This is a genomic window from Micromonospora sp. NPDC023633, assembly GCF_040640035.1.
Lineage (GTDB): Bacteria > Actinomycetota > Actinomycetes > Mycobacteriales > Micromonosporaceae > Micromonospora.
On sequence record NZ_JBFABB010000007.1, the window covers coordinates 77,900 to 104,026 of the forward strand.

22 protein-coding genes and 1 pseudogene are annotated in these 26,127 nt (G+C 73.6%); 8 read left to right on the top strand and 15 right to left on the bottom strand.

Annotation, left to right across the window (positions count from 1 at the left end):
* Positions 1 to 16 precede the first annotated feature (16 nt).
* The gene (locus tag AB0G13_RS03895; RefSeq protein ID WP_357868467.1) at positions 17 to 913 is read left to right on the top strand and encodes a hypothetical protein; all 897 of its coding nucleotides are present in this window, start codon (positions 17 to 19) and stop codon (positions 911 to 913) included.
* 65 nt (positions 914 to 978) lie between these two features.
* Here the strand turns inward: AB0G13_RS03895 and AB0G13_RS03900 are convergent, their stop codons facing one another.
* The 6 genes and pseudogenes from AB0G13_RS03900 to AB0G13_RS03925 all read right to left on the bottom strand — a co-directional run bounded on the left by AB0G13_RS03900 (position 979) and on the right by AB0G13_RS03925 (position 4,660).
* A complete protein-coding gene (locus tag AB0G13_RS03900) occupies positions 979 to 1,647 on the bottom strand; it encodes a lysoplasmalogenase (RefSeq protein ID WP_357868470.1) in 669 nt (222 codons plus the stop codon).
* Complete coding sequence (locus tag AB0G13_RS03905; protein WP_357868473.1) at positions 1,644 to 2,495, bottom strand: sterol desaturase family protein; 852 nt, start codon at positions 2,493 to 2,495, stop codon at positions 1,644 to 1,646. Before AB0G13_RS03905 ends, AB0G13_RS03900 begins: the two co-directional genes overlap by 4 nt.
* Positions 2,492 to 3,217: a GntR family transcriptional regulator gene (locus AB0G13_RS03910; RefSeq protein WP_357868476.1), complete on the bottom strand. Its 726-nt coding sequence runs from the start codon at positions 3,215 to 3,217 to the stop codon at positions 2,492 to 2,494. Before AB0G13_RS03910 ends, AB0G13_RS03905 begins: the two co-directional genes overlap by 4 nt.
* Before the next feature lie 113 nt (positions 3,218 to 3,330).
* Positions 3,331 to 3,681: a VWA-like domain-containing protein gene (locus AB0G13_RS03915; protein WP_357868533.1), complete on the bottom strand. Its 351-nt coding sequence runs from the start codon at positions 3,679 to 3,681 to the stop codon at positions 3,331 to 3,333.
* 108 nt (positions 3,682 to 3,789) lie between these two features.
* Positions 3,790 to 4,511, bottom strand: a pseudogene (locus tag AB0G13_RS03920) (hypothetical protein); the annotation flags it as partial.
* A complete protein-coding gene (locus AB0G13_RS03925) occupies positions 4,508 to 4,660 on the bottom strand; it encodes a hypothetical protein (protein WP_357868478.1) in 153 nt (50 codons plus the stop codon). The pseudogene AB0G13_RS03920 and the gene AB0G13_RS03925, both read right to left, overlap by 4 nt.
* Between AB0G13_RS03925 and AB0G13_RS03930 the strand changes: the two genes are divergently transcribed.
* Entirely contained in the window at positions 4,650 to 5,039 is a 390-nt protein-coding gene (locus tag AB0G13_RS03930) for a hypothetical protein (RefSeq protein WP_357868481.1), read from the top strand. The two genes, AB0G13_RS03925 and AB0G13_RS03930, sit on opposite strands and share 11 nt — an antisense overlap.
* 62 nt (positions 5,040 to 5,101) lie before the next feature.
* Here the strand turns inward: AB0G13_RS03930 and AB0G13_RS03935 are convergent, their stop codons facing one another.
* The 9 genes from AB0G13_RS03935 to AB0G13_RS03975 form a co-directional block, all read right to left on the bottom strand.
* The gene (locus AB0G13_RS03935) at positions 5,102 to 6,544 is read right to left on the bottom strand and encodes a hypothetical protein (RefSeq protein WP_357868484.1); all 1,443 of its coding nucleotides are present in this window, start codon (positions 6,542 to 6,544) and stop codon (positions 5,102 to 5,104) included.
* Between the two features lie 230 nt (positions 6,545 to 6,774).
* On the bottom strand, positions 6,775 to 9,315 hold the full coding sequence (locus AB0G13_RS03940; protein ID WP_357868486.1) for a right-handed parallel beta-helix repeat-containing protein: 2,541 nt from the start codon (positions 9,313 to 9,315) through the stop codon (positions 6,775 to 6,777).
* A gap of 121 nt (positions 9,316 to 9,436) precedes the next feature.
* Entirely contained in the window at positions 9,437 to 11,065 is a 1,629-nt protein-coding gene (locus tag AB0G13_RS03945) for a pectate lyase (protein WP_357868488.1), read from the bottom strand.
* Between the two features lie 112 nt (positions 11,066 to 11,177).
* A complete protein-coding gene (locus AB0G13_RS03950) occupies positions 11,178 to 12,566 on the bottom strand; it encodes a polysaccharide lyase family 1 protein (RefSeq protein WP_357868491.1) in 1,389 nt (462 codons plus the stop codon).
* A gap of 184 nt (positions 12,567 to 12,750) precedes the next feature.
* Positions 12,751 to 13,992 carry a Gfo/Idh/MocA family oxidoreductase gene (locus tag AB0G13_RS03955; protein ID WP_357868494.1) on the bottom strand — a complete coding sequence of 414 codons (1,242 nt, stop codon included), beginning with the start codon at positions 13,990 to 13,992 and terminating at the stop codon, positions 12,751 to 12,753.
* A complete protein-coding gene (locus AB0G13_RS03960) occupies positions 13,989 to 15,479 on the bottom strand; it encodes a mannitol dehydrogenase family protein (protein ID WP_357868497.1) in 1,491 nt (496 codons plus the stop codon). The genes AB0G13_RS03955 and AB0G13_RS03960 overlap by 4 nt, the downstream gene beginning before the upstream one ends.
* Entirely contained in the window at positions 15,470 to 16,774 is a 1,305-nt protein-coding gene (locus AB0G13_RS03965) for an enolase C-terminal domain-like protein (protein ID WP_357868500.1), read from the bottom strand. The genes AB0G13_RS03960 and AB0G13_RS03965 overlap by 10 nt, the downstream gene beginning before the upstream one ends.
* Positions 16,771 to 18,195 (bottom strand): glucuronate isomerase, encoded by a 1,425-nt coding sequence (gene uxaC, locus AB0G13_RS03970; protein ID WP_357868503.1) that lies wholly within the window; start codon positions 18,193 to 18,195, stop codon positions 16,771 to 16,773. Before uxaC ends, AB0G13_RS03965 begins: the two co-directional genes overlap by 4 nt.
* Positions 18,196 to 18,225: 30 nt before the next feature.
* Positions 18,226 to 19,554 (bottom strand): Gfo/Idh/MocA family oxidoreductase, encoded by a 1,329-nt coding sequence (locus AB0G13_RS03975; protein WP_357868505.1) that lies wholly within the window; start codon positions 19,552 to 19,554, stop codon positions 18,226 to 18,228.
* A gap of 238 nt (positions 19,555 to 19,792) precedes the next feature.
* Between AB0G13_RS03975 and AB0G13_RS03980 the strand changes: the two genes are divergently transcribed.
* From AB0G13_RS03980 to AB0G13_RS04005, 6 genes are all read left to right on the top strand, one after another.
* Complete coding sequence (locus AB0G13_RS03980; protein WP_357868508.1) at positions 19,793 to 20,920, top strand: LacI family DNA-binding transcriptional regulator; 1,128 nt, start codon at positions 19,793 to 19,795, stop codon at positions 20,918 to 20,920.
* Between the two features lie 19 nt (positions 20,921 to 20,939).
* The gene (locus AB0G13_RS03985) at positions 20,940 to 22,286 is read left to right on the top strand and encodes an extracellular solute-binding protein (RefSeq protein WP_357868510.1); all 1,347 of its coding nucleotides are present in this window, start codon (positions 20,940 to 20,942) and stop codon (positions 22,284 to 22,286) included.
* A gap of 28 nt (positions 22,287 to 22,314) precedes the next feature.
* Positions 22,315 to 23,298, top strand: a complete 984-nt coding sequence (locus AB0G13_RS03990; RefSeq protein ID WP_357868512.1) for a sugar ABC transporter permease — start codon at positions 22,315 to 22,317, stop codon at positions 23,296 to 23,298.
* A gap of 134 nt (positions 23,299 to 23,432) precedes the next feature.
* Positions 23,433 to 24,194: a carbohydrate ABC transporter permease gene (locus AB0G13_RS03995; RefSeq protein ID WP_357868536.1), complete on the top strand. Its 762-nt coding sequence runs from the start codon at positions 23,433 to 23,435 to the stop codon at positions 24,192 to 24,194.
* Positions 24,191 to 24,829, top strand: a complete 639-nt coding sequence (locus tag AB0G13_RS04000; RefSeq protein ID WP_357868515.1) for a hypothetical protein — start codon at positions 24,191 to 24,193, stop codon at positions 24,827 to 24,829. The genes AB0G13_RS03995 and AB0G13_RS04000 overlap by 4 nt, the downstream gene beginning before the upstream one ends.
* Positions 24,826 to 25,701: a PmoA family protein gene (locus AB0G13_RS04005; RefSeq protein WP_357868518.1), complete on the top strand. Its 876-nt coding sequence runs from the start codon at positions 24,826 to 24,828 to the stop codon at positions 25,699 to 25,701. Before AB0G13_RS04000 ends, AB0G13_RS04005 begins: the two co-directional genes overlap by 4 nt.
* Positions 25,702 to 26,127 lie beyond the last annotated feature (426 nt).

The window sequence follows — 26,127 nt, forward strand, 5'->3', positions numbered from 1 at the left end:
ACCGCGAGGTGCGTCGGTGACATCCGTACCCCCGCCGGCGGCACGCCCCAGACGGACGGCGGTGATCAGCGCCGCGGCGGGCGTGCTGCTCGCCGTGCTCTGGTCGTTCCACCTGGTCGACTCGGTCATCGGCGACACGGTCGCCGACGCCCTCCTCGGCCACGACGCGAAGGGCACCGCCATCAGCGGTACGGCGGCGGGGCTGCTGTTCGCCTTCGTGTCCGGCTTCGCCGGGACCTTCACCGCCTGCAACATCGCGATGGCGGCCTCGGTCGGCCCGATGAGCCAGGCTGGCGCCACCGGCCGCCGCCACGGCGTGCGGTCGCTGCTGCGGCCCGTCGCCTGGTTGAGCGTCGGCATGCTGGCGGTGTCGGCGACCTACGGCGCCCTGGGGGTGCTGCTCGGCGAGCGTCTGCCGCAGCTCTCCACGGACACCGTCGGCGGGATGCCCGTACGCCTGATCCAGTCCTCGGTGGTCTTCGGCCTGATCGGCCTCGCGCTGACCTACCTCGGGCTGGCGGCCCTCGGCCTGCTGCCGGACGTCTTCGCGAGCCGCCCGGTGGCGCGGGTGGTCGTCATGGGCGCCCTGGTCGGGGGCTTCCTGGTCGGTCGGCCGTACCCGCTGTTCAACAAGCTGTTCCACTGGGCGGTCGACACGGGCAACCCCGGGTACGGCGCCCTCGCCTTCGCCCTGCAGTCGCTGGGCAACGTCCTCATCGTCGCGGCGCTCTTCGCGGTCCTCATCCTGGTCAGCCGGGGGCGGTTCCTCGCCTGGATGGCGTCCCCGCGCCGCGCCGCGACCGTCACCGGCTCCCTGCTGGTCGCGCTGGGCGTCTTCACCGTCGTGTACTGGGACCTGCGGGTGCCGGCCATCTTCGGCATCGGCTGGTTCCCGACGATGCCGTACACCTGACGAGGGCGGCGGACGCGACGACGACGCCCCCGCTCCGGCCTGGACCGGGGGCGTCGTCGGTTCGGCTAGCGAGCGGTGCCGGGCACGGGCCCCGGGGCGGGCGCGGGACTGTCGCCGCCGGCCGCGGGCCGGGCGCGCCCGGCGGTGGCGGCCACCCATCCGGTGGTGATGAGCAGCAGGGCCGCGATGTAGGTGGTCATCACCGCCAGGCCGTGGCCGGGGATCCGGGAGCCGGCGGCGTCCATCCCGATCAGCAGGTCGGAGATCAGGAACAGCCCTCCGCCCAGGGCGACCCGACGGGAGACGCCGGCCGCGGCGGCGGCCATCAGGCTGAGCGCGAGGCTGTAGCCGAGCACCGGCACCCTCAGCGGGCCGAGGGAGTTCCACAGCACCAGGTTGGCCACCGCCCAGCAGGCGAGGTAGCTGGCGACCGCGACGACCGGCGGCCGCCGGTGGCGCAGGAAGGCGGTCAGGAAGGCCACCTGGGTGCCGAGGAAGCACCCCATGCCGACGAGGAACGCCGTCTCGCCCGACACCAGCAGCGCGACGTCGCCGCCGGTCGCGAAGACCAGCCCGACGGCGACGGGGTCGACGCGCCGGCGCGCCCGCAGCAGGTGGACCAGCAGCACCGGTGCGAGCAGGGGCTTGGCCAGCCACTGCAGGACGGTCGAGTCGACCGCGACGCCGATCAGCTCGACGACGGCCACCACGCCGAACGGCCAGAGGCGCCTCACCGGGCCACCGCCGGCTGCGCGTGCGGGGCGGGCTGCCAGCCCGGCCGGCCGAGCACGTAGCCGAGGCGGTGCCGCCAGGACGAGGCGGCCCGGGCGTCGGCCCAGATCGCCCGGTACTCGTGGGTCGCCACCCGCAGCGGGTTGTACGTGTCGATGTTCTTGGTTAGCCCGTAGCGGACGGTGGCCCGCTCGGGCTCGAAGGTGCCGAACAGCCGGTCCCAGACGATCAGGATGCCGCCGTAGTTGCGGTCGAGGTACTCGGCGTTGGCGCCGTGGTGGACACGATGGTGCGAGGGCGTGTTGAAGATCCACTCGACGGGGCGGGGCAGCAGGTTGATCCGCTCGGTGTGCAGGAAGAACTGGTACAGCAGGCTGATCGACTGCTGGAGGAAGATCATCCACGGCGGGATGCCGAGCAGCGCCAGGCCCAGCCAGAACGGTATGGACGTCATCGGGGTCCAGCTCTGCCGCAGGGCCGTGGAGAGGTTGAAGAAGACGCTGGAGTGGTGCACCACGTGCCCGGCCCAGAGCAGCCGCACCTCGTGGTGGGAGCGGTGGAACCAGTAGTAGGCGAGGTCGTCGGCGAAGAACAGCAGCACCCACGTCCAGACGCTGGTGGGGGAGAGCTGGATCGGCGTGACGGTGTACGCGGCGGCGTAGAGGCCGATCGTCGCCAGCTTCCACGGCACGCCGATGACCTGGCTGCCGGCGCCCATGGTCAGGCTGGTGGCGGTGTCGCGCAGCTCGTACCCGCGTTCGTCGTCGTCGGGGGCGAACCGGTAGGAGAGTGCCTCGACGACGATGAGCAGCAGAAACGCCGGTACGGCGTAGAGCACGGCGGGGATCATGCCCGGGCTTCCCTTCTCGGTGCTGCGACGGGGGTGGTGAGGGGGGCGGTGAGCAGGGCCCGTGCCTCGCGGGCGGCGTCGGCGGCCCGGCCGGTCACGACGGCGTCGGCGAGCCGGCGGTGGCCCGCGACGTCGAGCAGTTCCGCGGCGCGCCGCTCCGGGGGCACCTCGCCGACGGCGAGCGCGCCGGCCACGAGGCTGTTGAAGGCCAGCAGGTAGGCGGTGTTGCCGGAGCCGGCGACGATGTGCCGCCAGAGCACGATGGTGGCCTCGCCCATCCCGGGCAGGTCCGGTTCCAGGCCCGCGTACTCCTCGACGGCCCGCAGGATCGCGGCCCGGACGTCCGGGCCGCCGCGCTGCGCGCAGAGCCGGGCCGCGTCGACGCCGATGCAGGCCCGCATCTCCAGCATGTCGCGGACCAGGGTGTCCACCGGGAGGGTGTCGTGGAAGCGGGTGAGGGAGAGGGCGAGGTCGAGCCCGGCGTGCACCCGCCAGTCCAGCACCCGGGTGGCGCCGCCCTGGCTGACCCGCACCAGGCCGAGCTGCTGCAACCGGCGCAGGGCCTCCCGGACGGCGTGCCGGTTGACCCCGAAGGTGGCGGCCAGCTCCCGCTCGCCGGGCAGCGCCTCGTCCGGGCGGTAGACGCCGCTGACGATGGCGTCGCGGATCTGGCCGAAGACGTGGTCGGAGACCGAGGAGCGGGGGACGGGAGCGAAGGCCATGCCGAGGAGTGTGGCGCAGCACACATCAACCCGTCAACTGGTTGGACCAGTGGATGTCGGGGCCGCCGCCCGGTCCGGCGACCGCCGCCCCGGCCAGCGTGAGCGGCCCCCGGTCAGTCGTCGATCGTGACGCTGGTGATCCAGGACGGAGGCTGCGGCGCACCGGCACCGATCAGCCCCGCGACCACCCGGGCCGACTCCGGCGGCGCGGCCGGCCACGGCGTCAACCCGTCGGTCAGCACCACCACGACGTGTGGACGACCCGTCAACGCGGCCTCGATCCCGACCCGCATGTCGGTGCCGCCGCCGCCGGCCAGCCGCACCTCGCCCACGGTGTGCACCCGCCGTACGACGTGCACGGCCGCGTCGCAGGAGAGCACGGTGACCCGGTTGCCGCCGACGCCGACGGCCCGCAGCACCCCGGCGACCTCGGTCAGCGCCGCGGCGAGCTGCGCGTCACCCATCGAGCCCGACGTGTCCACCACGATCGCCACCCGGGGTACCGGCCGACGCAGGCTGGGCAGGACCACCCCGCGCGTGGCGGCGGACCGGCGCGACGGTCTCCGGTAGGTGTAGTCGACCGCGCCGCCGGCCCAGGCAGCGGCCTCGCGTACCGCGCCGGTCAGCGCCCGCCGCCAGTCCACCCGGGGTTCGAGCACCTGGGCGGCCCACCGTTGCCAGCCGGCCGCGACGGTGCCCCGGCTGCGGGCGTGGGCGCGTACCGCGTGTGCCGTCTCCCGGCGGATCGCCCCCGCCTCGACCGCGCTGACCCGCCCGTGCCGCCGCTCTCCCAAGGCCGGTCGAGGCCGTGCGCCCCGGAACCGCAGTCGGGCCCCTCGTGGCCCCGCACCCGCGCGGGCAGCAGCGGCAGGTACGCCTCGAACAGCAGGCCCGCCGGGAGCCCGAAGGTCGCCGGCTCGACCCGGTCGGCCGGCAGCGGCAGCCGGTCCGCGACCAGGTCGTCGTTGATCTCGCAGTCCTGGGCGACGTTGACGCGGTGCCGGTCGCGTTGCTGCCCCGCGGGCAGGCGGTCGGCGCGGCCGTGGTGGTCGCGGAGCAGGTGGGCGACCTCGTGGATCCAGACCGCCGCGAGCTGCGGCACCGGCAGCCGGTCGACGAAGTCCGGTGCGACGTGGCAGCGCCACCGCCGGTCCACCCCCATCGTGGGCACGTCCCGGGACTCCACCACCGTCAGGCTGTACAGCGCGGTGGCCAGGTAGGGCCGGTCCTGCGCCGCCCGGAACCGGGCCGCGAGCAGCTTCGTCCGGTCCAGCCGTCGGCCCTCGGGGCTCATCCGCTCAGGCGCCCCGAGAGCCCCAGCACCTCGGCGAAGGCGTGGATGGCCGGAGGCACCGGCCAGGAGGTGTCGCGCAGCGCCGCGAGGTCCATCGCGGCGCGCGCCGCGACGTCCGGCACCCCGGCCTCGACCTCCTTGCTGGCCAACGTCGCCCGCTTCCGCGAGCAGGCCGACGGCTTCTGCGCGCTGCTGGCCGCCCACGCCCCGGGCGAGGAGCAGCAGCGGGACCTCGACTTCCTGCTCACCCTCGGCCAGCTCTTCGCGTTGGTCGTCTACGGCCACCTGATCCTGGAGCAGGCCGAGCTGACCGGCCTGGACCGCGACGTGCTCGACGAGATCTTCGGCTTCCTGGTCCGCGACTTCTCCGCGTACGCCACCGAGCTGCACGGCCGGGCGGCAACCACCGGGGAGCAGGCCGCCTGGGCGCTGGCGCACGTCCGCCGGCCCGTGGCGGACCCGGAGCGGACGGCGCGGATGTGGGCGCGGGTGGCGGCGCTCAGCGGCGCGTACGAGATGCGCCCCTGACCGGTGCGGGCCGTGGCGGCCGGGCGTCGCGTGCCCGGTGCGGACGGTTGGCCGCCGTCGGCTCAGCCGGCGGCCAGCACCTGGTTCGCCGGCTGCGGTGCCGGCGCCTCGGCCGGGGCGCCCTCGCCGTCGCCGGGCCCGGTCGCCGCCGCGTCGTCGGTCCCGCCCGGCACCGCGTCGTCGGCGGCGCGCTGCACCGCCGCCGGCGCCGGTCGGTCGAGCCGGGACCGGGCCGCGACCTGCGGGTACTCCGCGGTCTCCGCGCCGCCCGTGGCGGCCGCCATGACCGCTGCCGCCGCCAGGTCGGCCACCCGCTTCGCCTCCCGCTTGACCCGGGCGCGGACTTCCTTGGCGTGCTGCTCGGCCGAGTCCGCGGCCCGGCGCGCCTCGTCGAGGCGGTGCAGCTCGTCGGTCAGCTCCTGCCGGGTCTCGGCGAGACGCTGCTGCACCTCGGCGAACTCGCGCTCGATGCTCCCGCTCTCCTGCCGCGCCTGGGCCAGCTGCTGCTGCGCGGTGTCCAGTTCGGACTGCATCCGGGCCAGCGCCTCCCGCCGGTCCCGGATGCCCTGCTGCGCCGCGGCGAGCTGCTGCTGGTGGGTCGCGGCCTGCTCGTCCACGTGCTGGCGCACCTTGGCCGCGTACTGCTGGGCCTCCGCGATCAGCGTCGCGATCTCCTGCTCGGCCGCCGTACGCTGGGCGCCGAGCTCCCGCTCGGCGGACGCGAGCTGCTCGGCGATCTCCTGCTCGGCGGCGGCCCGCCGCTCGTTGATCTCCCGTTCGACGCCGGCCTGCCACTGGCCGAGTTCCTGCTGGGTCTTCGCGCGCGCCGCCTGCACCTCCTGCTGGATCTGGGTGCGGGCCGAGGCCAGGAACGCCTCGGACTCGGCGCGGGCCTGCTCGACCTGCTGGGCGGTCTGCTCGTCGATCCGCTTCGCCTCCTGCAGCGCGTGGTCGTGGGCCGCCTCGCCGGCCGCCCGCAGCCGTTCCGCCGCCTCCCGGATCCGGGTGAGCTCGGCCTGGGCGCCGGCGCGGCGCTCCTCGTGTTCCCGGTCGTGCTCGTCGCGCCGCGCGGCCGCCTCCTCCGTCAGCTCCCGCAGCGTCGTGGCGGCCTGCTCGCGGGCCTCGGTGAGCACCCGCTCCGCCTCGGCCTCCAGCTCGGCGGCCCGCTGCCCGGCGGCGTCGGTGATGGCTGCGGCCTGCTTCTCGGCCAGGGCCAGGATCTGGTCGACCATCGGGCCGAGGTCGCGGAAGGACGCCCGGTCCGGCTGGGCCGGCCGGTCCCGCAGCTCGGTCGCCTCCGCCCGCAGCCGGTGCACCTCGACGGTCAGCTCGCGGAGCTGGGCCGAGGCCCGGTTGCGCTCGGCGGCCCGGGCCGACCGCTCGCCGTCGACCTGCTCGACGAAGCGGTCCACCTGCCGCTTGTCGTAGCCGCGCAGCGCGAGGTCGAAGCTCGGCCGCGAGGCCGCGTCCTCGCGTGCCGCGAACGGGTCGTCGCCGTGGGACATGCATCCTCCTCCGTACGATCGCGAGCGCCACGCCGGCGGGAAGTCCGCGCCACGGGCCGTGCTGTGGCGCCACGCTACCGTCGTGGCCGCGCCCGCCCGCGTAAAGGGTGACCCCACGCGGCGGCCCCGCGGACCGGGGTGGTCCGCGGGGCCGCCGTCGCCCGCCCGTGGCGGTGCCCCGCCCGGGGGGGCGGCGGTCGGGCCGCCCGACCGCCGCCCCCCGGGTCGCCTCAGGGGTTGATCCGACCGGCGCCGGCCCCGGCGGTCACGGCCGCCTTGACCCCGCTCGCGTCGTCGAGCCGGTACGGGTAGGGGATGGGGGCGACGTCCCCGGCGCTCTCCGGCGCGCCGGAGTTGGTGAAGATGTTGTTGCGCTGGACCAGGTCACCCGGGTCCGACTCGGCGTAGCCGACGGCGGTGGGGCGGGTGACGTTCTCGAAGTGGTTGCCCTCGACCAGCACCCCGGCGCCCATGGTGGACGCCACGCCGTAGTCCGCGCCGAAGTAGTAGTTGTTGAACACGTGCACCGGGTCACCGAACCGGACGCGCGGGTGGCGCTCCTTGCTCCCGTCGAACCAGTTGTGGTGGTAGGTGACCCGCAGGTGGCCGATGTCGGCGGTGTGCCCGTCGTCGTGGCCGAGCAGCATGCTCTTGGTGTGGTTCGTGACCCGGTTCCACGAGACGGTCACGAAGTCGGAGGCCCGCTTGACGTCGACCGCGCCGTCGTAGCCGCCGTCGAAGGTGTTGTGGTCGATCCAGACGTTGCGCGAGCCCTGCACGTTGATCGCGTCGTCGTCCCAGCCCCGGAAGGTGAGGTTGCGGACGATGACGTTGCTCGCGCCGCTGATGTTCAGCCCGTTGTCCAGGGTCGCGCCGCCCACGCCGAGCACGGTCTTGTTGCTGCGCACGTCGTTCATCGCGTCGGGCATGGTCAGCGACCCCGTGACCCGGATGACCAGCGGCGACGAGGACTCCAGGGCGTCGGCGAGCGCCTGGCCGTCGGAGACGGTGACCGTCTGGCCGCCGGCGCCGCCGGTGGTGCCGCCGTTCTGGGTGGCCCAGCCGACCAGGTCGCCGGCCGGCGGCGCGGTCGGCGTCGGGGTCGGCGTGGTGCTCGGCGGCGGGGTGGTGGCCGGCGGAGGGGTCGGGTTGCCGGGCGAACCCACCCGGCCGACGCCGGCCTGCGCGGTGACCACGGCCTTGGTGTCGCAGGCCGTGCCCACGGTGTACGCGTACGGCGGGTTGGTCACGCTGCCGCCGGTCTGCCCGGCGCCGGAGTTGACCAGGCAGTTGTTCCGGGCGACCAGCCGGCCGTCGCCGGAGGAGCCCTCCGCCAGGTGGTACGGGTCGTCCACGTTCTCGAAGTGGTTGCCCTCGACGATGACCCCGGCGTTCTGGGTGGACGCGACGCCGTAGTTGCCGGTGTTCAGGTAGTAGTTGTTGTAGACGTGCACCTGGTCGCCGAAGCGCACGCGCGGGTTGCGCTGGTTGGTGTTGTCGAAGAAGTTGTGGTGGTAGGTGACCTTCAGCCGGCCGGTGTCCTGGGCGGCGTTGCCGTCGTCGTGGCCGAGCAGCATGTTCTTGTCGGTGCCGTCGGCGTGGTTGTAGGAGACCGTCACGTACGACGAGCCGCGCTTGATGTCGACGCCGCCGTCCGCCCCGGTGGTCCAGGTGTTGTGGTCGATCCAGACGTGGTGGGTGAACATCTGCACGTTGATCGCGTCGTCCGCCCAGTTCCGGAAGTTCAGGTTCCGGATGATCACGTTGTGCACGGCGTTGGCCGGCGGCGCGGCGACCGCGTTGTCGATCGGCAGGCCGATGTTGAGGCCGCCGCCGGTGAACCCGGAGTTGGCGCCGACGCCGACGATCGTCTTGTCCGAGGCGACCTCGTGCATCGGGCCGGGCAGCGCGATCATCCCGCTGACCTGGATGACCTTCGGACCGCTCGACGCCGCCTCGGTGATGAACTGGCTGGCGGTCGTGACCGTGACGGTCGGGCCGCCGGCGCCGCCGGTGGTGCCGTTCTGACCCCACGCGTCGACCGAGGCCCAACCGTCGGCCACGTTGGGGCCGGGGTTGCCCGGGTCGCCGGTCGGCGTGGGCGTCGGGCCGGTCGGCGTCGGCGTGGGTCCGCCCCCGCCCGAGCTGACCTGCACGTTGTCGAAGTCCGCGCTGGCGTAGTAGGTCGCCACGCCGACCCGGCCGCTGGCGTACTGGGTGTCGGTCGCCTCGGTGAGCGGGGTGCCGTCGACGTAACCCTTGAGCGACCCGCCGGCCACGTCGAGCCGCAGGGTGTAGGTGGTGCCGGCGGCGACCGGCACGGACGCGGTGTCCAGCGTCGTCGAGGAGCCACCGGTCAGCCGCTTGAGCTCGACGGTGTTGTTGCTGCGCAGCGCCAGGTAGTAGTAGCTGGTGCTGCTCTGCACCCGGGCGAGCAGCGCGACGAACCGGTTCGACCCGTTGAACGCGGTCGGCCGGACGGTCGCCTGGACGGAGTAGTCGGTCCAGCTCGACGTGCCCGCCAGCGAGCGGGCGTCGCTGCTGGTGCTGCTCTGCCGCAGTGCCCGCGCGCTGTCGCCGGTCACCGACCAGCTTCCGCCGGAGGCCGTCCAGCCGGACGAGTTGCCGTCGGAGAAGTCGTCGGAGAAGAGCGTGTCGGCGTAGGCCGTGGTGGTCATGCCGACGGCGAGGGCGACCGCGAAAAGCGCGGCCCCGATCGCGGTGAGGAACCCTCGGCGATGCCTCCGCCGACGGGTGTCGGAGTGGTGCACGGGACCTCCCTGGTGGTGATCAAATAATCGATGAACATCGATGCCTTGGGGTGCGGTGCGCCGCGGACCGCCGGGCCGGTGCCCGGCGCCGAACCGGGTCCGGCGGCCCGCGCGGGGCGGGTCAGTAGGGGAGTCTGCCGGTGCCGGCGCCGGCCGTGACGACGGACTTCACGGTGGCCGGATCGGTCAGGGTGTACGGGTAGAACGTGCGCGGCTCCTGGACGGTGCCGCCCGCGTCGCCGGGCTCGCTGGTGCCGGCGAGCACGTTGTCGCGGGCGATCATCCGGCCCCGGTCTCCCGAGTAGCTGATCGACCAGGGCACCTCGACGTCCTCGAAGTAGTTGCCCTCGACCACGCAGCCGGAGTCGAGCTGGCAGGCCACCCCGACGTCGGTGTTGTAGACGAAGTAGTTGTTGAACACGTGCACGGGGTCGCCGTAGCGGACCCGGGGGTTGCGCTGGGGCGTGCGGTCGAACCAGTTGTGGTGGTAGGTGACCTTCAGGTTGCCGACGTCCTGGGCGGCGTTGCGGTCGTCGTGCCCGAGCAGCATGTTCTTCGTGTGGTGGTGGGTGTGGTTCCAGGACACGGTGACGTAGCTGGAGCCGCGCTTGACGTCGATCAGCCCGTCGTAGCCGTACGCCAGGTCGTTGTGGTCGATCCACACGTGGTGCGAGAACATCTGCACGTTGATCGCGTCGTCGACGGTGTTGCGGAAGTTCAGGTTCCGGATGATGACGTTGTGCACGGCGTTCGCCGGCGGGCTGGTCGCGTCGCTGACCGGCAGGCCGATGTTGAGGCCGCCGCCGGTGATGCCGGAGTTGGCGCCGACGCCGACGATCGTCTTGTCCGAGGTGACGTCGTGCATCGGGCCGGGCAGGGCGATCATCCCGTCCACCCGCACGGCCAGTGGGCCGGCCGTGCCGATCGCGGTGAGCAGCTCCGCGGCCGTGTCCACGGTGACGGTCGGGCCGCCCGCCCCGCCGGTGGTGCCGTTCTGGCCCAGCGCGTTCACCGAGGCGAACCCGACCGGCGGGGCGCCCGGGTCGATCGGCGGCCCCGTCGGCGGCAGGGTGGGCGTGGGCCCGCCGGTCGGCGTGCCGGTGGGCGGCGCCCCGGTGGCCGTGTCCACTGCGACGTCGTCGAAGGTGGCGCTGGCGTACGAGGTGGCCAGGCCGACCCGCCCGGCGGCGAACGCCCCGTCGGTGGCCTGCACCCGCAGCGTGCCGTCGACGTAGCCGCGCAGCGAGTTGCCGACCGCCTCCAGCCGCAGCGTCGCCCAGCTGCCGACGGTGATCCCGGCCGGGGCGGAGCCGAGCGACACCGGGTCGCCGCCGGAGCGGCGGACCAGCTGCACCCCGCCGCTCGCGGTCACCGCCAGCGCGTAGTAGCTGCTGCTGCTCTGCGCCCGGGCGATCACGCCGACGTGCCGGTTCGCCCCGGCGAAGCCGGTCGGCCGGACCCGGGCCTGCACCCCGTAGTCGGTCCAGGTGCCGGCGCCGGCCAGGGCGCGGGCGTCGCTGCTGGTGCCGGACTGCCGGTAGGCGTACGAGCCGTCGGTCACCACCGACCAGCTTCCGCCGGAGCGGGACCACCCGTCGGCCGCGCCGTCGGAGAATGTGTCGCTGAACAGGGTGTCGGCGTGCGCCGACGAGGTGGTCGCGAGCACCGTGCCGACGGCCAGGGCGGCGGCGGTGAGCGCCGCGCCGAGCAGTCTCGGTGTACGCGTCCGGGGACGGGGTGTCCGGTTCATGGTGGACCTCCTGGTGGTGGGGTGGGCACCGGTGGGTCGCCGTGCTGAGCGCCGGACACGGCGACCCACCGGCCGTCCGGCCGCCGCGCGGGACGACGCGGCGGCCGGCGTCCTACAGGGGCAGCCGGTCCGCGCCGGCCAGCGTCCCCACGACCGCCGGCACCGCGGGTGCCGGCAGCACGGGGCCGCGTCGCAGGGTCGGCGTCCAGCCGGCGTCCGGGGCCAGGTCCGGCTCATGCGTGGCGTTGTACGCGGCCACCAGGTCGACCGGGCGGGCCGGTTCTCCGGCGGCGCGGACCCAGTTGCCCCGGGTGGTGACGGCGGTGCCGCCCCAGTCGTAGAGCAGGTCGTCGGCCACGACGCCGGCGGCGAGGCTGAAGAAGTTGTTCTCGGCGACCACGGCGGACTGCACCCCGACGCCGATCGCGTACTGGAACCCGTCGCCGGTCAGCCGGTAGTGGTTGTTCCACACGTCGACCTGGCCGAACCGCACCCGGGGCAGCCGCTGGAGCACCCCGTCGAAGAGGTTGTGGTGCAGGCTCACCTTCAGCCGCCCGACGTCCGGGCCGACGGTGTTGGACGAGCCGATCAGCATGACCTTGTCCCGTCCGACGAACCGGTTCCAGGAGAGGGTCACCAGGCTCGCGGTGTGCGTGACGTCCACCGACCCGTCGTGCACCTGGTACGGCCGGCCGAGGTGCACCGGCTGGGCGCCGTCCGGGTTGTCGCCGTCGGTGAAGGTGTTGTGGTCGATCCAGACGTGCTCGCTGCGGCGCACCGAGATCTGGTCGTACTGGGAGTTCCAGTTGCCGGCGGCGCCGTCGGTGGGGGACCAGGCGGGGAAGCAGTCCCGGGCGTCGTCGAAGGTCAGGTTCCGCACGATCGTGTTGTGCGCGCCGTCGAGCATCAGCGTCAGGCCGGTCAGCCGCGCGTCGCGCAGGCCGACGATGGTGGTGTTCGGGCCGACGTTGATCTGGGTCTGCCGGGTCTGGTTCGTCACGGACCGCGCCCGCGCCGCCTCCAGCGGCCCGCTCGGCGCCACCCGCCCCCAGACCGCCGGGTCGTACGCCGCGAGGTACGCCGCCAGCGAGTACTCCGGGTCGGCGAGGTCGGCGCAGTCGAGCGGGGTCCCGTCGGGCCCCTCGAAGCCGTCGACCACGCCCCTGACGTAGATGATCTTCGGGGTGGCGTTGCCCCGGTTGGTGGCGTTGTCGCCGCCGAGGGCCGCGACCAGCTCGGCCCGGCTGGAGACCACGTGCACCTGCTCCGGCGTCGCCGCCGCGCCGCCGGTGGTGCCGGTGCCCTCAGCCGCCCAGCCGTCCCCGGCCGGCAGTGCCTGCCGGCCCAGGTGCCGGGCGGCCCAGGAGAGCCCGCCTCCGGTCGCGGCGGCCGTGCCGTCCGGAACCGGAGCGGCCCCGCCGTCCGGGGTCGCCGCCGCGCTCCCGGATGTCGCCGCGAGCGCGACGACGATCGTCGCCGCGCCCAGTGTCTGCTTCCACATCTATCGGACCACCTGTTCGTCGCCTGTTTGATATGTGGCAACGGTAGGTTTCGCGATTTATGCGAGTCAATGACAAACGTGTGCAGAAGTGTTGCAATTGATCAAATCGGCCGGTACCGTCCCGACCGCTCTCGGTCGGGATGACGCCGCTATGTCCGGTATGGACCCGCGCCAGGCGGGTGGTTCAGTTGCAGTGCGTTGCGGTCCCCTCCTGCCCGGTCAGGTCCGTGCGGTGCGGCGCCACCGCCCACGGCACCGCCAGCTCCGACAGCAGCGCGCCCTCGTCGGCCGCCCGGCGCAGCAGCCGGTTGATCCCGCGCACGGTCAGCACCCGCTGCGGGCCGTCGCCCGTGGCGGTGACGAGGTCGCCGCCCAGCGGCGCCGGCTCAGGCGCGGTCGTGACCGCCTCCAGCACCGCGGTGAACCCGGCGGTGCGCGCCAGGGACGCGAGCAGCGGCACCGCCGGGTCGGCCCGGTGGTCGAGGAGGTTCTCCAGCAGCCCGCGCCGGCCCGGCACCTCGCGCGGGTCGGCGTCGCCGGGCAGCAGCAACCGGTCGGTCGGGTACTCCAGCACGGCCCGGCCGGCGGTGCCGGTCACGATCACCTCCCCGGCGACGAAGTCCTCGCCCGCCAGGGTCACCGCCGCGACGATCGGCGGCCCCGAGCGGGACAGCACCCGCAGGGTCGCCGTGTCGTCCACCTCGATCGGCCGGACCCGGTAGCGCTCCACCTCGATCCGCGCGGGCTCCACCGGCCCGTCCCCGGCGGCCTCCGCGACCGCCAGGCACTGCATGACGGCGTGCGCCAACGGGTTGGCCAGCGCGCCGTCCAGCACCGGCCGGCCGTGCAGCGTCCGCCGCCCGGCCCACGGCGCCCGCGCGTAGTAGGCGTCGGAGCGCTGCCAGGCCGCCACCGTTGCGATGCCGGTGACGGTCCCGAGCCGCCCGGCCCGGACCGCGTCGGTCAGCTCCGTCAGCGCCGCCGAGCCGAGCGCCTGGAAGCCCACCTGGCAGGCCCGGCCCGTCGAGGCGAGGGCGGCGGCCAGCGCCCGGTGCTCGGCGGTGGACAGCACCGGGGGCTTCTCCAGCAGCAGGTCGGCGCCCGAGGAGAGCACGTCCAGGGCGATCGGCAGGTGGGTGTGCGGCGGGGTGCAGACCACCACCACGTCCGGCCGGGCCGTCCGCAGCATCTCCCGGTGGTCGGTGTGGACCAGCGTGCCGTCCGGCACCGGCGCCGCCGGGTCGTCCTCGACCGGGCGTACGTCGACCAGGGCGACCAGCCGCAGTCGCCCGGCGGCGTGCAGCGGGGCGACGACCCGCCGGTGCCAGCGCCCGTGCCCGTTGGCCCCGACGACCGCGACCCGGGGCCCGGCGCCGGGCGGGAGCGACCCGGCCCGTCCCGCCGCGGCCTGTGCGGCGGCCGTCACCGGGCACCCGCCAACGTCGCGGCCGCCCCGTGCCGTTGCAGGGCGGCCAGCCACCCGGTCACCTCGGCGCGCACGTCGTCGTCCTCGGCCACCTCGGCGGGGAAGACCTCGCGCAGCGCGAACACCGCGTCGACCGCCCCCGCCGGGGTCCCCGGGCCGGCGGCGAGCGCCGCCCGGATCTCCTCGGCGAGCGGATCGGCCAGCGGCAGGAGACTCCCGTCGTCGGCGTGGCCCTGGGCGAAGCGCAGCCAGGCGGCCACCACCAGCGTGGCCCAGTGCGCCGGCCGCCCTGCCGCCCGCAGGTCGGCGATGGTGTGCAGGATCCGCTGCGGCAGCTTCTGCGAGCCGTCCATCGCCACCTGGAGGGTGCGGTGGTGGATCGCCGGGTTGGCGAACCGGGTCAGCACCTCCTCGCCGTACGCGACGACCGAGACGCCCTCGGGCGGGCTGAAGCTGGCCGCCACGTCCTCGGCGACCAGGTGCCGCAACACCGTCGTCAGGTGCGGCAGGGCCAGCGCGTCGGCGATGGTCTCCCGGCCGGCCAGCGCGCCCAGGTAGGCGGCGGCCGAGTGCACGCCGTTGAGGGCGCGCAGCTTCAGCCGCTCCCAGGGCCCCGCGTCGGCGGTGAGCACCGCGCCGGCCCGCTCCCAGGCCGGCCGGCCGCCCGGGAAGTCGTCCTCGACCACCCACTGCCGGTACGGCTCGGCGACCACCGCCGCCAGGTCGGCCACGCCCAGGGCCCGCTGGGCGTCGGCGAGGGTCTGCGCCGTGCTGGCCGGCACGATCCGGTCGACCATGGTGCCGGGGAAGCTGACGCACTCCCGCACCCAGCCGGCCAGCGGCTCCGGCACCCCCGCGTACGCCACCGACTGCTCGACCAGGCCGCGCAGCCGGCGGCCGTTCGCGGGCAGGTTGTCGCAGCTGACGAGGGCCAGCGGCGGGCCCTGCGCGGCGGCGCGGGCGAGCAGCCCGCGCAGCAGCAGGCCGGGTACGGTGACCGGCGCCCGGTCGGTGCGCAGGTCGGCGGCGACCTCCGGGTCCGGCCGCAGCCGCCCGGTCACCGGGTCGAGCTGGTACGCCTTCTCCGTCACGGTGAGGGTGACCACCCGGATCGCCGGGTCGGCCAGCAGCGCCACCACGCCGGCGGGGTCCCCCGCGGCGTGCCGCGTGCCCGCCAGCGCGCCGACCACCCGGGTGTGGCACCCCTCGGCGCTGGTGGTGGTGACGCTGAACAGATTGTCCTGCGCGGCCAGCGTCGTCACCACGTCGGGGTTGCGCGGCGCCACGCCGACGATGCCCCAGTCACCCCCGGCGCGCGCCATCGCCTCCTCGGTGTACACCGCCTGGTGGGCGCGGTGGAACGCGCCCAGTCCGAGGTGGACGATGCCCGCCGGCACGCTGCCGGGGCGCAGCAGCGGGCGGCTGTCGGTCGGCAGCCGGCGCAGTGTCGCGAGACCGAGCCGCGCGGCGCCGACGGTCACCGCCACACCGGCCCGTCCGGGAAGCGGAACTCGGCGATCGACTCCGCCTTCATCGTGGAGCTGTAGCCGGGGGCCTCCGGCAGCAGGTAGCGCCCCTCGCGGGTGCGCACCGGGTCGACGAAGTGCTCGTGCAGGTGGTCGACGTACTCCACCATCCGGCCGTCGAGGCTGGTGCCGACCCGCAGGTAGTCGAAGACGGCCAGGTGCTGGACGTACTCGCACAGGCCCACGCCGCCGGAGTGCGGGCAGATCGGCACCCCGAACTTCGCCGCCATCAGGATCTCGGCGAGGACCTCGTTGACGCCGCCGACCCGGCAGGCGTCGATCTGCATCACGCCGATCGCCTCGGCCTGGAGCAGCTGCTTGAAGATGACCCGGTTGGCGGCCACCTCGCCGGTGGCGACCCGGCACCGGCCGTCGGTCAGCCCGGTCACCGCCCGCGCGATGCGGGCGTGCCCGAGGATGTCGTCGGCGTGTGTCGGCTCCTCGATCCAGTACGGGTCCACCTCCGCCAGGGCGGTCATGTTGGTGATCGCCTCGTCGACGTCCCAGACCTGGTTGGCGTCCATCATCAGCAGCGCGTCCGGCCCGATCACCTCCCGGATGATCCGCGCCCGCCGCAGGTCGTCGGCCGGCGGCCCGCCGACCTTCATCTTCATCGCCCGCCACCCGTCGGCGTACGCCTGCCGGGTCAGCGCCCGGACCTTGTCGTCGGGGTAGCCCAGCCACCCCACCGAGGTGGTGTACGACGGGAACCCGTCGCGCTCCAGTTCGGCGCGGCGCTCGTCCAGCCCGACCAGCCCCTTGTCGAGGATGGCCGCCGCCTCGTCCGGCGTGATGGCGTCGGTGATGTGGTGGAAGTCGACGCTGGCCACCAGCTCCTCGGTGGGCAGCTCGGCGAGCAGCTGCCACATCGGCTTGCCGGCCAGCTTGGCCCGCAGGTCCCAGACCGCGTTGACCAGCGCGCCGGTGGCCATGTGGATGACCCCCTTCTCCGGGCCCAGCCAGCGCAGCTGCACGTCGGCGCTGAGCGAGCGCCAGAACGCCACCGGGTCGGCGAAGATCTCCTCGACGGTGCGGCCGGTCACGTGGTGGGCGAGGGCGTGGATCGCCGCGCAGGTCAGCTCGTTGCCGCGACCGTTGGTGAAGGTGAACCCGGCCCCGGTGACGCCGGCGTCGGTGCGCAGCTCGACGTAGCTGGCCGAGTAGTCGCCCCGGTTGATCGCGTCCGAGCCGTCGCCGGCCGCGGCCGTCGGGAACCGCACGTCGTGCACGTCGACGGCGGTGACGGTGACAGTCACAGGACATTCTCTCCGATCTTGAAGACCTTCTTCGGGAGCCGGTACGCCAGGTCGACGATGGTCTCGGCGGCCTCGTCCTCGCCAAGGCGGTGCTCGGTGACCAGCCGGGCCAGGTAGGCGGCGTCGACCCGGCGGGCCACGTCGTGGCGTACCGGGATGGAGCAGAACGCGCGGGTGTCGTCGACGAACCCGGCGGTGTTGTAGAAGCCCGCGGACTCGGTGACCGACTCGCGGAACCGGCGCAGGACCTCCGGCGAGTCCAGGAACCACCACGGCGCGCCGAGGTAGAGGGCGGCGTACCCGCCGGCCAGCGGCGCGAGTTCCCGGCTGAAGGTGTACTCGTCGAGGGTGTAGAGCACCACCCGCAGCCGCGGGTCGTTGCCGTACGCGTCCAGCAGCGGGGTCAGCGCGTGCAGGTACTCGGTGGCCTGCGGCAGGTCGCCGCCGACGTCCCGGCCGTGCCGCGCGTACAGCCAGCGGTTGTGGTTGCGCACCGCGCCGGGGTGCAGCTGCATGACGAGGCCGTCGTCCAGCGACATCCGGGCGAACTCCAGCAGCATGTGTGCCCGGAACGTCTCCGCGTCGGCCGCGTCGGCGACCCCCCGCAGGCCCTTGTCGTAGAGGCGCGCCGCCTCGTCCGCGCCGAGCGCCAGCGTGCGCGCCGTCGGGTGGCCGTGGTCGGTGCAGGTGGCGCCGGCCGCGATGAAGGCCGCCCGCCGCTGGCGCAGCGCCGCCAGGTAGCCGGCGTACGTGCCGGTGTCCTCGCCGGTGATCTCGCCGAGCCGCGCGACGTTCCCCGCCCAGCCGTCGAACTCCATGTCGGCCACGTTGTCCGGCCGGAACGTGGTGATCACCCGGCCGCCCGGCCCGCCCCAGCCGTCGGCGGCGAGCTTGGCGTGCTGCCCCAGGTCGTCCAGGGGCGACTCGGTGGTGGCGAGCACCTCGATGCCGAACCGCTCGAACAGCGCCCGGGGCCGGAACTCCGGCTCGGCGAGCCGGGCCGCGAGCTCGTCGTAGACGGTGTCGGCGGTGGCCGGCGAGAGCGGGGTCCGCACCCCGAACACGTCGGTGAAGGTCTGCTCCAGCCAGAGCCGGGAGGGGGTGCCGCGGAACAGGTGCCAGTGCGCGGCGAAGCGCCGCCAGATGGTGCGCCCGTCGGCCTCGGAGGGGCTGCCGTCGACGGTGGGCACGCCCAGGTCGGCCGGGGGGACGCCCTGGCTGAGCAGCATCCGGGTGAGGTAGTGGTCGGGCACGATGAGCAGCCGCGCCGGGTCGGGGAACGGGCGGTCCTCGGCCAGGATCGCCGGGTCGACGTGCCCGTGCGGGGAGATGATCGGCTGGGGCGCGGCCAGCGCGTACAGCCGACGCGCCACCGCGCGCTGCGCGGGGTCGGCGGGGAAGAGCAGGTCGGTCGTGGGCACGGATGGGGCTCCTCGGAAGGTGTTCGCGGCTCAGGGGAGGTCGAGCAGGTCGGCGACCCGGACCGGGGCACCGGTGGTGAAGGACCGGTTCGCGGCCAGCCCGGTGAGCAGGGCGAGGGCGCCGTCGCGGGCGGTCGCCGCCCGCCCCATCGGGTCCGGCTCGCCGCCGATCAGGACCCGGGCCATCCGGGCGTCGGCGCCGCCGTGCCCGGAGCGGGTGTGCCCGGACACGGGTACGACCTGCGGCGGCGCCCAGAACGGCCGCAGGGTCAGCGTGGCGGAGCCGGCCTCGGCGGCGGCCTCGTCGCCGTGCAGCGCCGCGCCCTTCAGCGCGCCGGCGGACGCGGGGCTGACGTGGTCGCTCTCCACGACCTCCAGCTCCAGCCGGCCCCGGCTGCCGTTGACCATGACCCGGTAGCCCTCGTACGGGGCGTACGCGGTGAGGTGGTAGGTCATCGTCGCGCCGCTGGAGTAGCGGGCCAGCACCGCCATGTCGTCCTCGATGTCCACGCCGGGGGCGAAGACGTTGCGGTCGCGCTGGTAGCCGTCCTCGGCCTCGGCGTCGAGGTAGAGCTCGCGCAGTTTCGGGTGCGCGTCGAGCCGCAGCGCGAACGGGTCGTCGTCGGCGGCGGGGGAGCCGTGCGCCCGGTCGTAGTCGCGGGCGTAGCCGTGCCGGCGGCCGGCCTCGCCGTAGAAGAACAACCGGCCGGTGGCGTACACCTCGACGGGGGTGGCGTCCAGCCACCAGTTGACCAGGTCGAAGTGGTGCCCGGCCTTGTGCACCATCAGCCCGCCGGAGTGCGCCTTGTCGCGGTGCCAGCGGCGGAAGTAGTCGGCGCCGTGCCGCACGTCGAGCAGCCACTCGAAGTGCACCGAACCCACCTCGCCGGCGGCGCCGTCGGCGAGCAGCTCGCGCAGCTTCTCGTGCAGGGGGTTGTAGCGGTAGTTGAACGCCACCCGCACCTGCCGGCCGGTGTCGGCGACCGCGTCGAGGATCTGCCGGCAGCCGGCGGCGTCGACGGTCATCGGCTTCTCGGTGATGACGTCGCAGCCGGCCCGCAGCGCCGTGTCGACGTGCGCGGCGTGGGTGTCGTCCACGCTGGTCACCACCAGCACGTCGACGCGCTCCTTGCCGAGCATGGCGGCCAGGTCGTCGGCCCGGTACGTCGGCACCGGCGGGTGCCCCAGCTCGCCGAGCCACCGGTTGTGGGCGTCCATGCGGGCCTGGTTGACGTCGGCGAACGCGACGAGTTCGGCGGTGTCGGCGTGGTCGCGCACCAGCGCCCGGACGAACATCTCGGCCCGGGACCCGGTGCCCACGAGGGCGTGGCGGACCCGCTGACCGGTGCTGGACGACATGGCGACCGCCTCTCGGTTGCTGCAAAGGTTTGCAGCGAAATAACCACGAGCCGCGCGGCGTCGTCAACGATCGATGCCAAACCGGCGGCATAGATCCGTTTTGATGCGTATTTGAGCACATGATGGGAGCGTGGCCGAAACGCATCTGTAACCATCGACCGTTGACACCGGCACAACCGTTTGCATTAATTGGCGACACCTGACGTGACCCCAGCCACACTGGACGAAGGGCCCCGCCGTGCCAGCCACCATCCGAGACGTCGCCCGGGCCTCCGGCGTGCACATCTCCACGGTCTCCCGCACGTTCTCGGCCCCGCACCTGGTCAACCCGGAGACCCGGGGCCGGGTGCTGGCCTGCGCCGAGGAGCTCGGCTACCGGCCCAACCGCGCCGCCCGCGCCCTGATCACCGGCCGTACGCACAACATCGGCCTGATCATCGCGGACATCGCCAACCCGTTCTTCCCGCCGCTGATCAAGGCGGCGGAGAGCCAGGCCCGGCAGCGCGACTACCACGTGTTCGTGGCCGACACCAACGAGGACCCGATCGCCGAGGAGGAGCTGGTCCACGCGCTGGCCAAGCAGGTGGACGGGGTGCTGCTGTGCAGCCCGCGGATGAGCAACAGCATGATCGAGCAGCTCAGCCGCGAAGTGCCGCTGGTGGTGATAAACCGGCAGGTCGCCGGCCTGCCGTGCGTCACCATGGACGTCGGGCAGGGCGCCCGGTCGGCCATCGAGCACCTGCTCGGCCTCGGGCACCGGCGGATCGCGTTGCTCAGCGGGCCGCGCGGCTCGTGGACCAGCCGGGAGATCCGCCGGGCGGCCGGCGTCGCGGCACGGGCCGGCGGCGCCGAGTTCACGGTGCTCGGGCCCAACCAGCCCACCGAGACCGGCGGCGCGGCCCTCGCCGAGCAGGTCCGCCGCAGCGAGGCCACGGCGGTCCTCGCCTACAACGACCTGATGGCGATCGGCCTGATCGAAGGGCTCGACGCCGTCGGGGTGCGCGTCCCGCAGGACGTGAGCGTCGTCGGCATCGACGACATCGCCCTGAGCCGGCTCACCCGGCCCAAGTTGACGACGGTGGCCACGCCCAACGCGGCCGCCGGCCGGACGGCCGTCGACATGCTCCTGCAACACGACACCGTCGCCGCCCGTGGCTCACGTGGCGGCCGGGGTGTCACGAGTGACGACCGTCGTACCACCGCACAGGTAATGCTCCAGACCGAACTGGTCATCCGCGACTCGACCGCCGCCGCGCCGGCGGACGGTCGGAACCGCCCCGACGCCGAGTTGGTCACCCCGGGCCCGCATCGCCTTGCGGGCCCGGGTCGCCCGACCGCGGCCACCGGTGGCGTCGTCGCCTCCTAACGCCAAGGAGTGAGCGCACATGCACCCCGCAACGCCCCCCACCACTGGCACGCACGCCGTGCCCGTTCACCGTACCCCCGTCCGCCGACGGCGGCTGATCCGCGGCCTGCTCGCCGCAGTCGTCGCCCTGCCCCTGGTCCTCGGTGCCGCCGGCTGCGGCGACGACGAGGCCAGCACCGACCCGAACGCCCCGGTCAAGCTCTCGGTCTTCTGGTGGGGCGGTGAGGCGCGGGCGAAGCTGACCGAGGAGGCCCTCGCGCTCTACACCAAGAAGCACCCGAACGTCACCTTCGAGAAGACCTGGCAGGCCAACCAGGGCTACTTCGACAAGCTGGCCACCCTCACCGCCGGCGGCAACCCGCCGGACCTCTTCCAGATCGACGACAACTACCTCGCCGAGTACGCCTCCCGCAGCACCACCCTCGACCTGACGTCGTACAAGGACTCCGGCGACCTCGACGTGTCGAAGTTCCCCAAGAGCCTCTGGCAGTACGGCGTGGTCGACGGCAAGCTCGCCGGCGTGGCGGCGGGGGAGAACACCCAGGGCCTGGTCTACAACAAGACGCTGCTGACCAGGAACGGCCTGCCCGAGCCGACCACCGGGATGACCTGGGAGGAGCACATCGCCTGGGCCGAGCAGGTCGCGAAGAAGACCAAGGTGCCCGGCACCCAGGACCCGAGCGCCGACTACAAGGCGTTCTGGGTGTGGCTGCGCCAGCAGGGCAAGGACCTCTACAAGGGCAAGGAACTCGGCTTCACCGCCGAGGACGTGACCAAGTGGTTCGACCTGTGGAAGGGGGCCCGGGACCGGGGCGCCACCCCCACCCCCGACGTCATCCACGAGGGCAACGCCACCGACATCACCAAGCAGCTCGTGGTCACCGGCAAGGCCGGCACCAGCTGGGTCTGGGTCAACCAGATGCCGGAGCTGAAGAAGAACACCAAGGACGAGCTGGGGGTCATCGCCTACCCCGGTGACCCGAGCGCCCAGTGGGCCCGCGCCTCGATGTACTGGTCGGTGTTCAAGGGCAGCAAGCACCGGGACGTGGCGGCGGACGTCATCAACTTCCTGGTCAACGACCCCGAGGCCGTCAAGATCCTCGGCACCGACCGGGGGCTGCCGTCCAACCTGGACCTGCGCCGCGTGGTCAGTGACGACGTCGCCGACCCGGCGATGAAGCAGTCGATCCAGGTCGAGTCCGACCTGGCCCAGAAGTTCGGCGAGGCGCCGCAGGTCCCGCTCAAGGGCCACAGCAAGGTCCGCGCCGAGCTGATCAAGGCCGCCGAGAACGCCCAGTACGGCCGAATCAGCTCCGCCCAGGCGGCGGAGCAGTTCATCGCCGCCTGCAAGTCCGCCATCGCCTGACCTGAGGCCTACGGAGAGGAACCGGCTCGTGGCTCTGACCACGGCGCCCGACCCGACCCGACGACGTACCGGATCCGTCCCGACCCCCGCCGGCAGGCGCGGGGTCGGGCGGGACCGGCACGGGGACGGTCTGGCCGGCTACGTCTTCCTGTCGCCCTGGCTGCTCGGCCTGCTGGCCGTCACGGCGATACCCATGCTCCTGTCGCTCTACCTGAGCTTCACCAACTACGACATCCTCACCCCCTTCTCCGAGGTGGAGTGGGTCGGGTTCGCCAACTACGAGCGGATGTTCACCGCCGACCCGTCGTACTGGCACTCGGTGCGCGTGACGCTCACCTTCGCCCTGATCGCCGTGCCCCTGAAGCTGGCCGCCGCGCTCGGGGTGGCCCTGCTGCTCAACCGTGCCTGGCGCGGCGTCGGGCTGTTCCGCGGCCTGTTCTACCTGCCGTCGCTGCTCGGCGGCAGCGTCGCGCTGGCCATCGTCTGGGTGAACATGTTCAACCGCGAGGGCGCGTTCAACTCGCTCCTGGGCTTCTTCGGCATCGAGGGCAAGCCGTGGGTCAACGACCCCGACTGGGCCCTGGAGACCCTGATGGTGCTCGCCATCTGGCAGTTCGGCGCGCCCATGGTCATCTTCCTGGCCGGCCTCAAGCAGGTGCCCACCGAGCTCTACGAGGCCGCCTCCGTCGACGGCGCCGGCAAGTGGCGGCAGTTCGTCGCCGTCACCCTGCCGATGCTCTCGCCGGTGATCTTCTTCAACCTGGTGCTGGAAACCATCAACGGCTTCCAGGGCTTCACCGCCGCGTTCGTGCTCAGCAACGGCACCGGCGGCCCGGTCGACTCCACCCTGATGTACACGCTGAACCTCTACATCACCGGCTTCACCGACCTGGAGATGGGCTACGCCTCGGCGATGGCCTGGGTCTTCCTGGTCGCCATCGCGATCATCACAGCGATCTTCTTCAGCACCGGGCGGTTCTGGGTGCACTACTCCGACGGGGAGGACCGGTGACGGCGACGGCAACCCCGGCGGCACCGGCGGCGGCGACCGGCCCACGCCGCCCGCGCCGCGCGGGCGGCGGGCAGGCCCTGCGCCTGCTCATCCTGATCGCGATCGTCGCGGTCGTGCTCTACCCGCTCTTCTGGATGATCGGTACGTCCCTGAAGAGCCAGGAAGAGATCGTCAACAACATCGGCCTGCTGCCGAACGAGTTCACCCCGGGCAACTACGCCGACGGGTGGACGAACTTCGACTTCAGCTTCGGCCGCTTCTTCCTCAACAGCGCGATGGTGAGCCTGCTGACCGTGATCGGCAACGGCATCTCCTGCCTGCTCGCCGCGTACGCCTTCGCCCGGCTGCGGTTCCGGCTGCGGGGCGTCTGGTTCGCCGTGATGATCGGGACGTTGCTGCTCCCCGGCCACGTGCTGATCGTGCCGCAGTACATCCTGTTCCGCAGCCTCGGCCTGGTCGGCGGCGAGTGGCCGTACCTGCCGCTGCTGATCCCACAGTTCCTGGCCACCGAGGCGTTCTTCGTCTTCCTGATGGTGCAGTTCATGCGGGGCATCCCCAAGGAACTCGACGAGGCCGCCAAGATCGACGGGGCGAACGCGTTCGGGATCTTCCGGCACGTGATCCTGCCGCTGAGCCGCCCGGCGCTCGTCACCACGGCGATCTTCTCGTTCATCTGGACCTGGAACGACTTCTTCCGCCAGCTCGTCTTCCTCTCAGACCTCGAGGACTACACGGTGCCGGTGGCGCTGACCCTGTTCATCGACTCGACGAGCCAGAGCGCCGTCGGCCCGATGTTCGCCATGTCGGTGCTGTCGCTGCTGCCGGTGTTCCTGTTCTTCGTGGCCTTCCAGCGGATGCTGGTGGAGGGCATCAACACCAGCGGGCTCAAGGGATGAGGCCGCAGCGGGACGACGGGCCGGGCCGGGACGACGGGCCGGCCCGCCGCGACTGGCGGGACGTGCTCACCGACGCCACGGACCTGGCCGTGCTCGGCATTGCGCTGACGCTGGCGGCGCTGCCGGTGGTCACCGCGGCGGCGGCCGTCGGCGCCGCGAGCGCGGCGGTGCACGACCGGTACAGCGTCGGGTCGTGGCCCCCGGCCCGGGAGAGCCTGACCCGGTACGGCCGGGGGCTGCTGCCCGGCGCGGGGGTGGGCGTGCTGGCCGTCGCGGCCTTCGGCCTGCTCGCGGTGGACGTGGCCGCGCTGGCCGGCGGCCGGGTGCCCGGCGGGGCGCCGCTGCTCCTGGTCACCGTCGCGGTGGCCGCCGCCCTGGCCGGGTACGCCGCGCTGGTCGTGGTGGAGGTCGGCCGCCGCGGCGGGCGCGGCTGGCGGGACGCCGCCCGCGCCGCCGCCGGCGCCTGCCGCGCCCGCCCGGGCACCTGGGCCGCCGCCGGCGGGGTCAGTGCCGTCGCCGCGCTGCTCGCCGTCCTGGTCACCCCGGTCGCGGTGCCCATCCTCGCCGGGTACGTGATCGCGGCCCTGCACGCGGTCGCCCGGCGGGTCGTGCTCACCCCGGTGGGCCAGTCGTGACCGGCGACGACCGGCAGCGCGCCGGCACCGGGAGCGACCGGCAGCTCAGCGTCGACGACGTGCCGGTGGCCCGGTACGTCGTCGACCCGGCGATCGACCCCCGGCACGGCCCCCGCCCGTACCTGCACCCCGTGCGGACCCTCGGCGGGACGGTGGTCACCGACGCGTTCCCGGCCGACCACGTCTGGCACCTCGGGGCGTCCCTGGCCGTGCAGGACGTGGACGGCACCAACCTCTGGGGCGGGCGCACCTACGTCCGCGACGCCGGCTACACCTGGCGCGACGACCACGGCCGGATCGCGCACACCCGCTGGGAGACCCTCGCCCCGCAATGCCTGGCGCACCGCCTGGAGTGGCGCGACCGGGCCGGGGCGGTGCTGCTCACCGAGCGGCGGGAGCTGGCCGCGCAGCGGGTCGGCGAGCGAGCCTGGGTTCTGGACGTCGGGTACACGCTGACCGCTCCCGCCGACCGGGACGTGACCCTGGGCAGCCCGGCGACCAACGGACGCCCGGGCGGCGCCGGCTACGGCGGCTTCTTCTGGCGGGCCGTCAGCGCGACGCCCGCGCGGGTGTGCACCGCCACCGCCGCGGGGGAGGAGGCGGTCAACGGCAGCGCCGCGCCGTGGCTGGCCTTCGCCGGCACCGGGCCGGACGGGGCCGCGTACACGCTCGTGCTGGCGGGGCTCGCGGAGGGCGACCGCTGGTTCGTCCGCACCGCCATGTACCCGGGCGTCTGCGTGGCGTTCGCCTTCGAAAGGCCCAGGACGATCGCCGCGGGTACGAGCCGCGCGGGGCGGCACCGCGTGGTCGTCGCCGACGGCGCGCTCGACCAGTCCGGGGCCGCCGCGCTGGCCGCCGGGGAGACGGTGTGACGCGGCCCGCCCGCCCCCGGATTTGACGATCTTGTCGCGTGGGCGTAACTTTCTCTCTGCCAGCGCGGAACGGACGAAACGGGGCGATGCTCCGAGAGGCCGGGCGCGGAAACGAACGTCGGGGCCCAGGGGTCGTACTCCTCGGCTCCCGGACCGGGCGGTGCCCCGGATCCGCCGCGAGGCGGATTTGGCGAGGCGGAACCGACCGGGTAAGGTTCACGGTCGGCAGGGAGCCGGGCGGGCTCGCGGGAAACCGCGGAGCGGCCGGTCTGCTGAACTTCCCGAGAATCGTCGGCGAGAGCCGGCGTTGTCGGGATGCCCGGAAATGGGTTTGAAGTGGTGCGGATCGCTGCGAAGCGGTTTGACACGGCGGAAACCAGCGGGTAACGTAGTAAAAGTGCCCGGCGCGGGATGCGGCGGGGATGT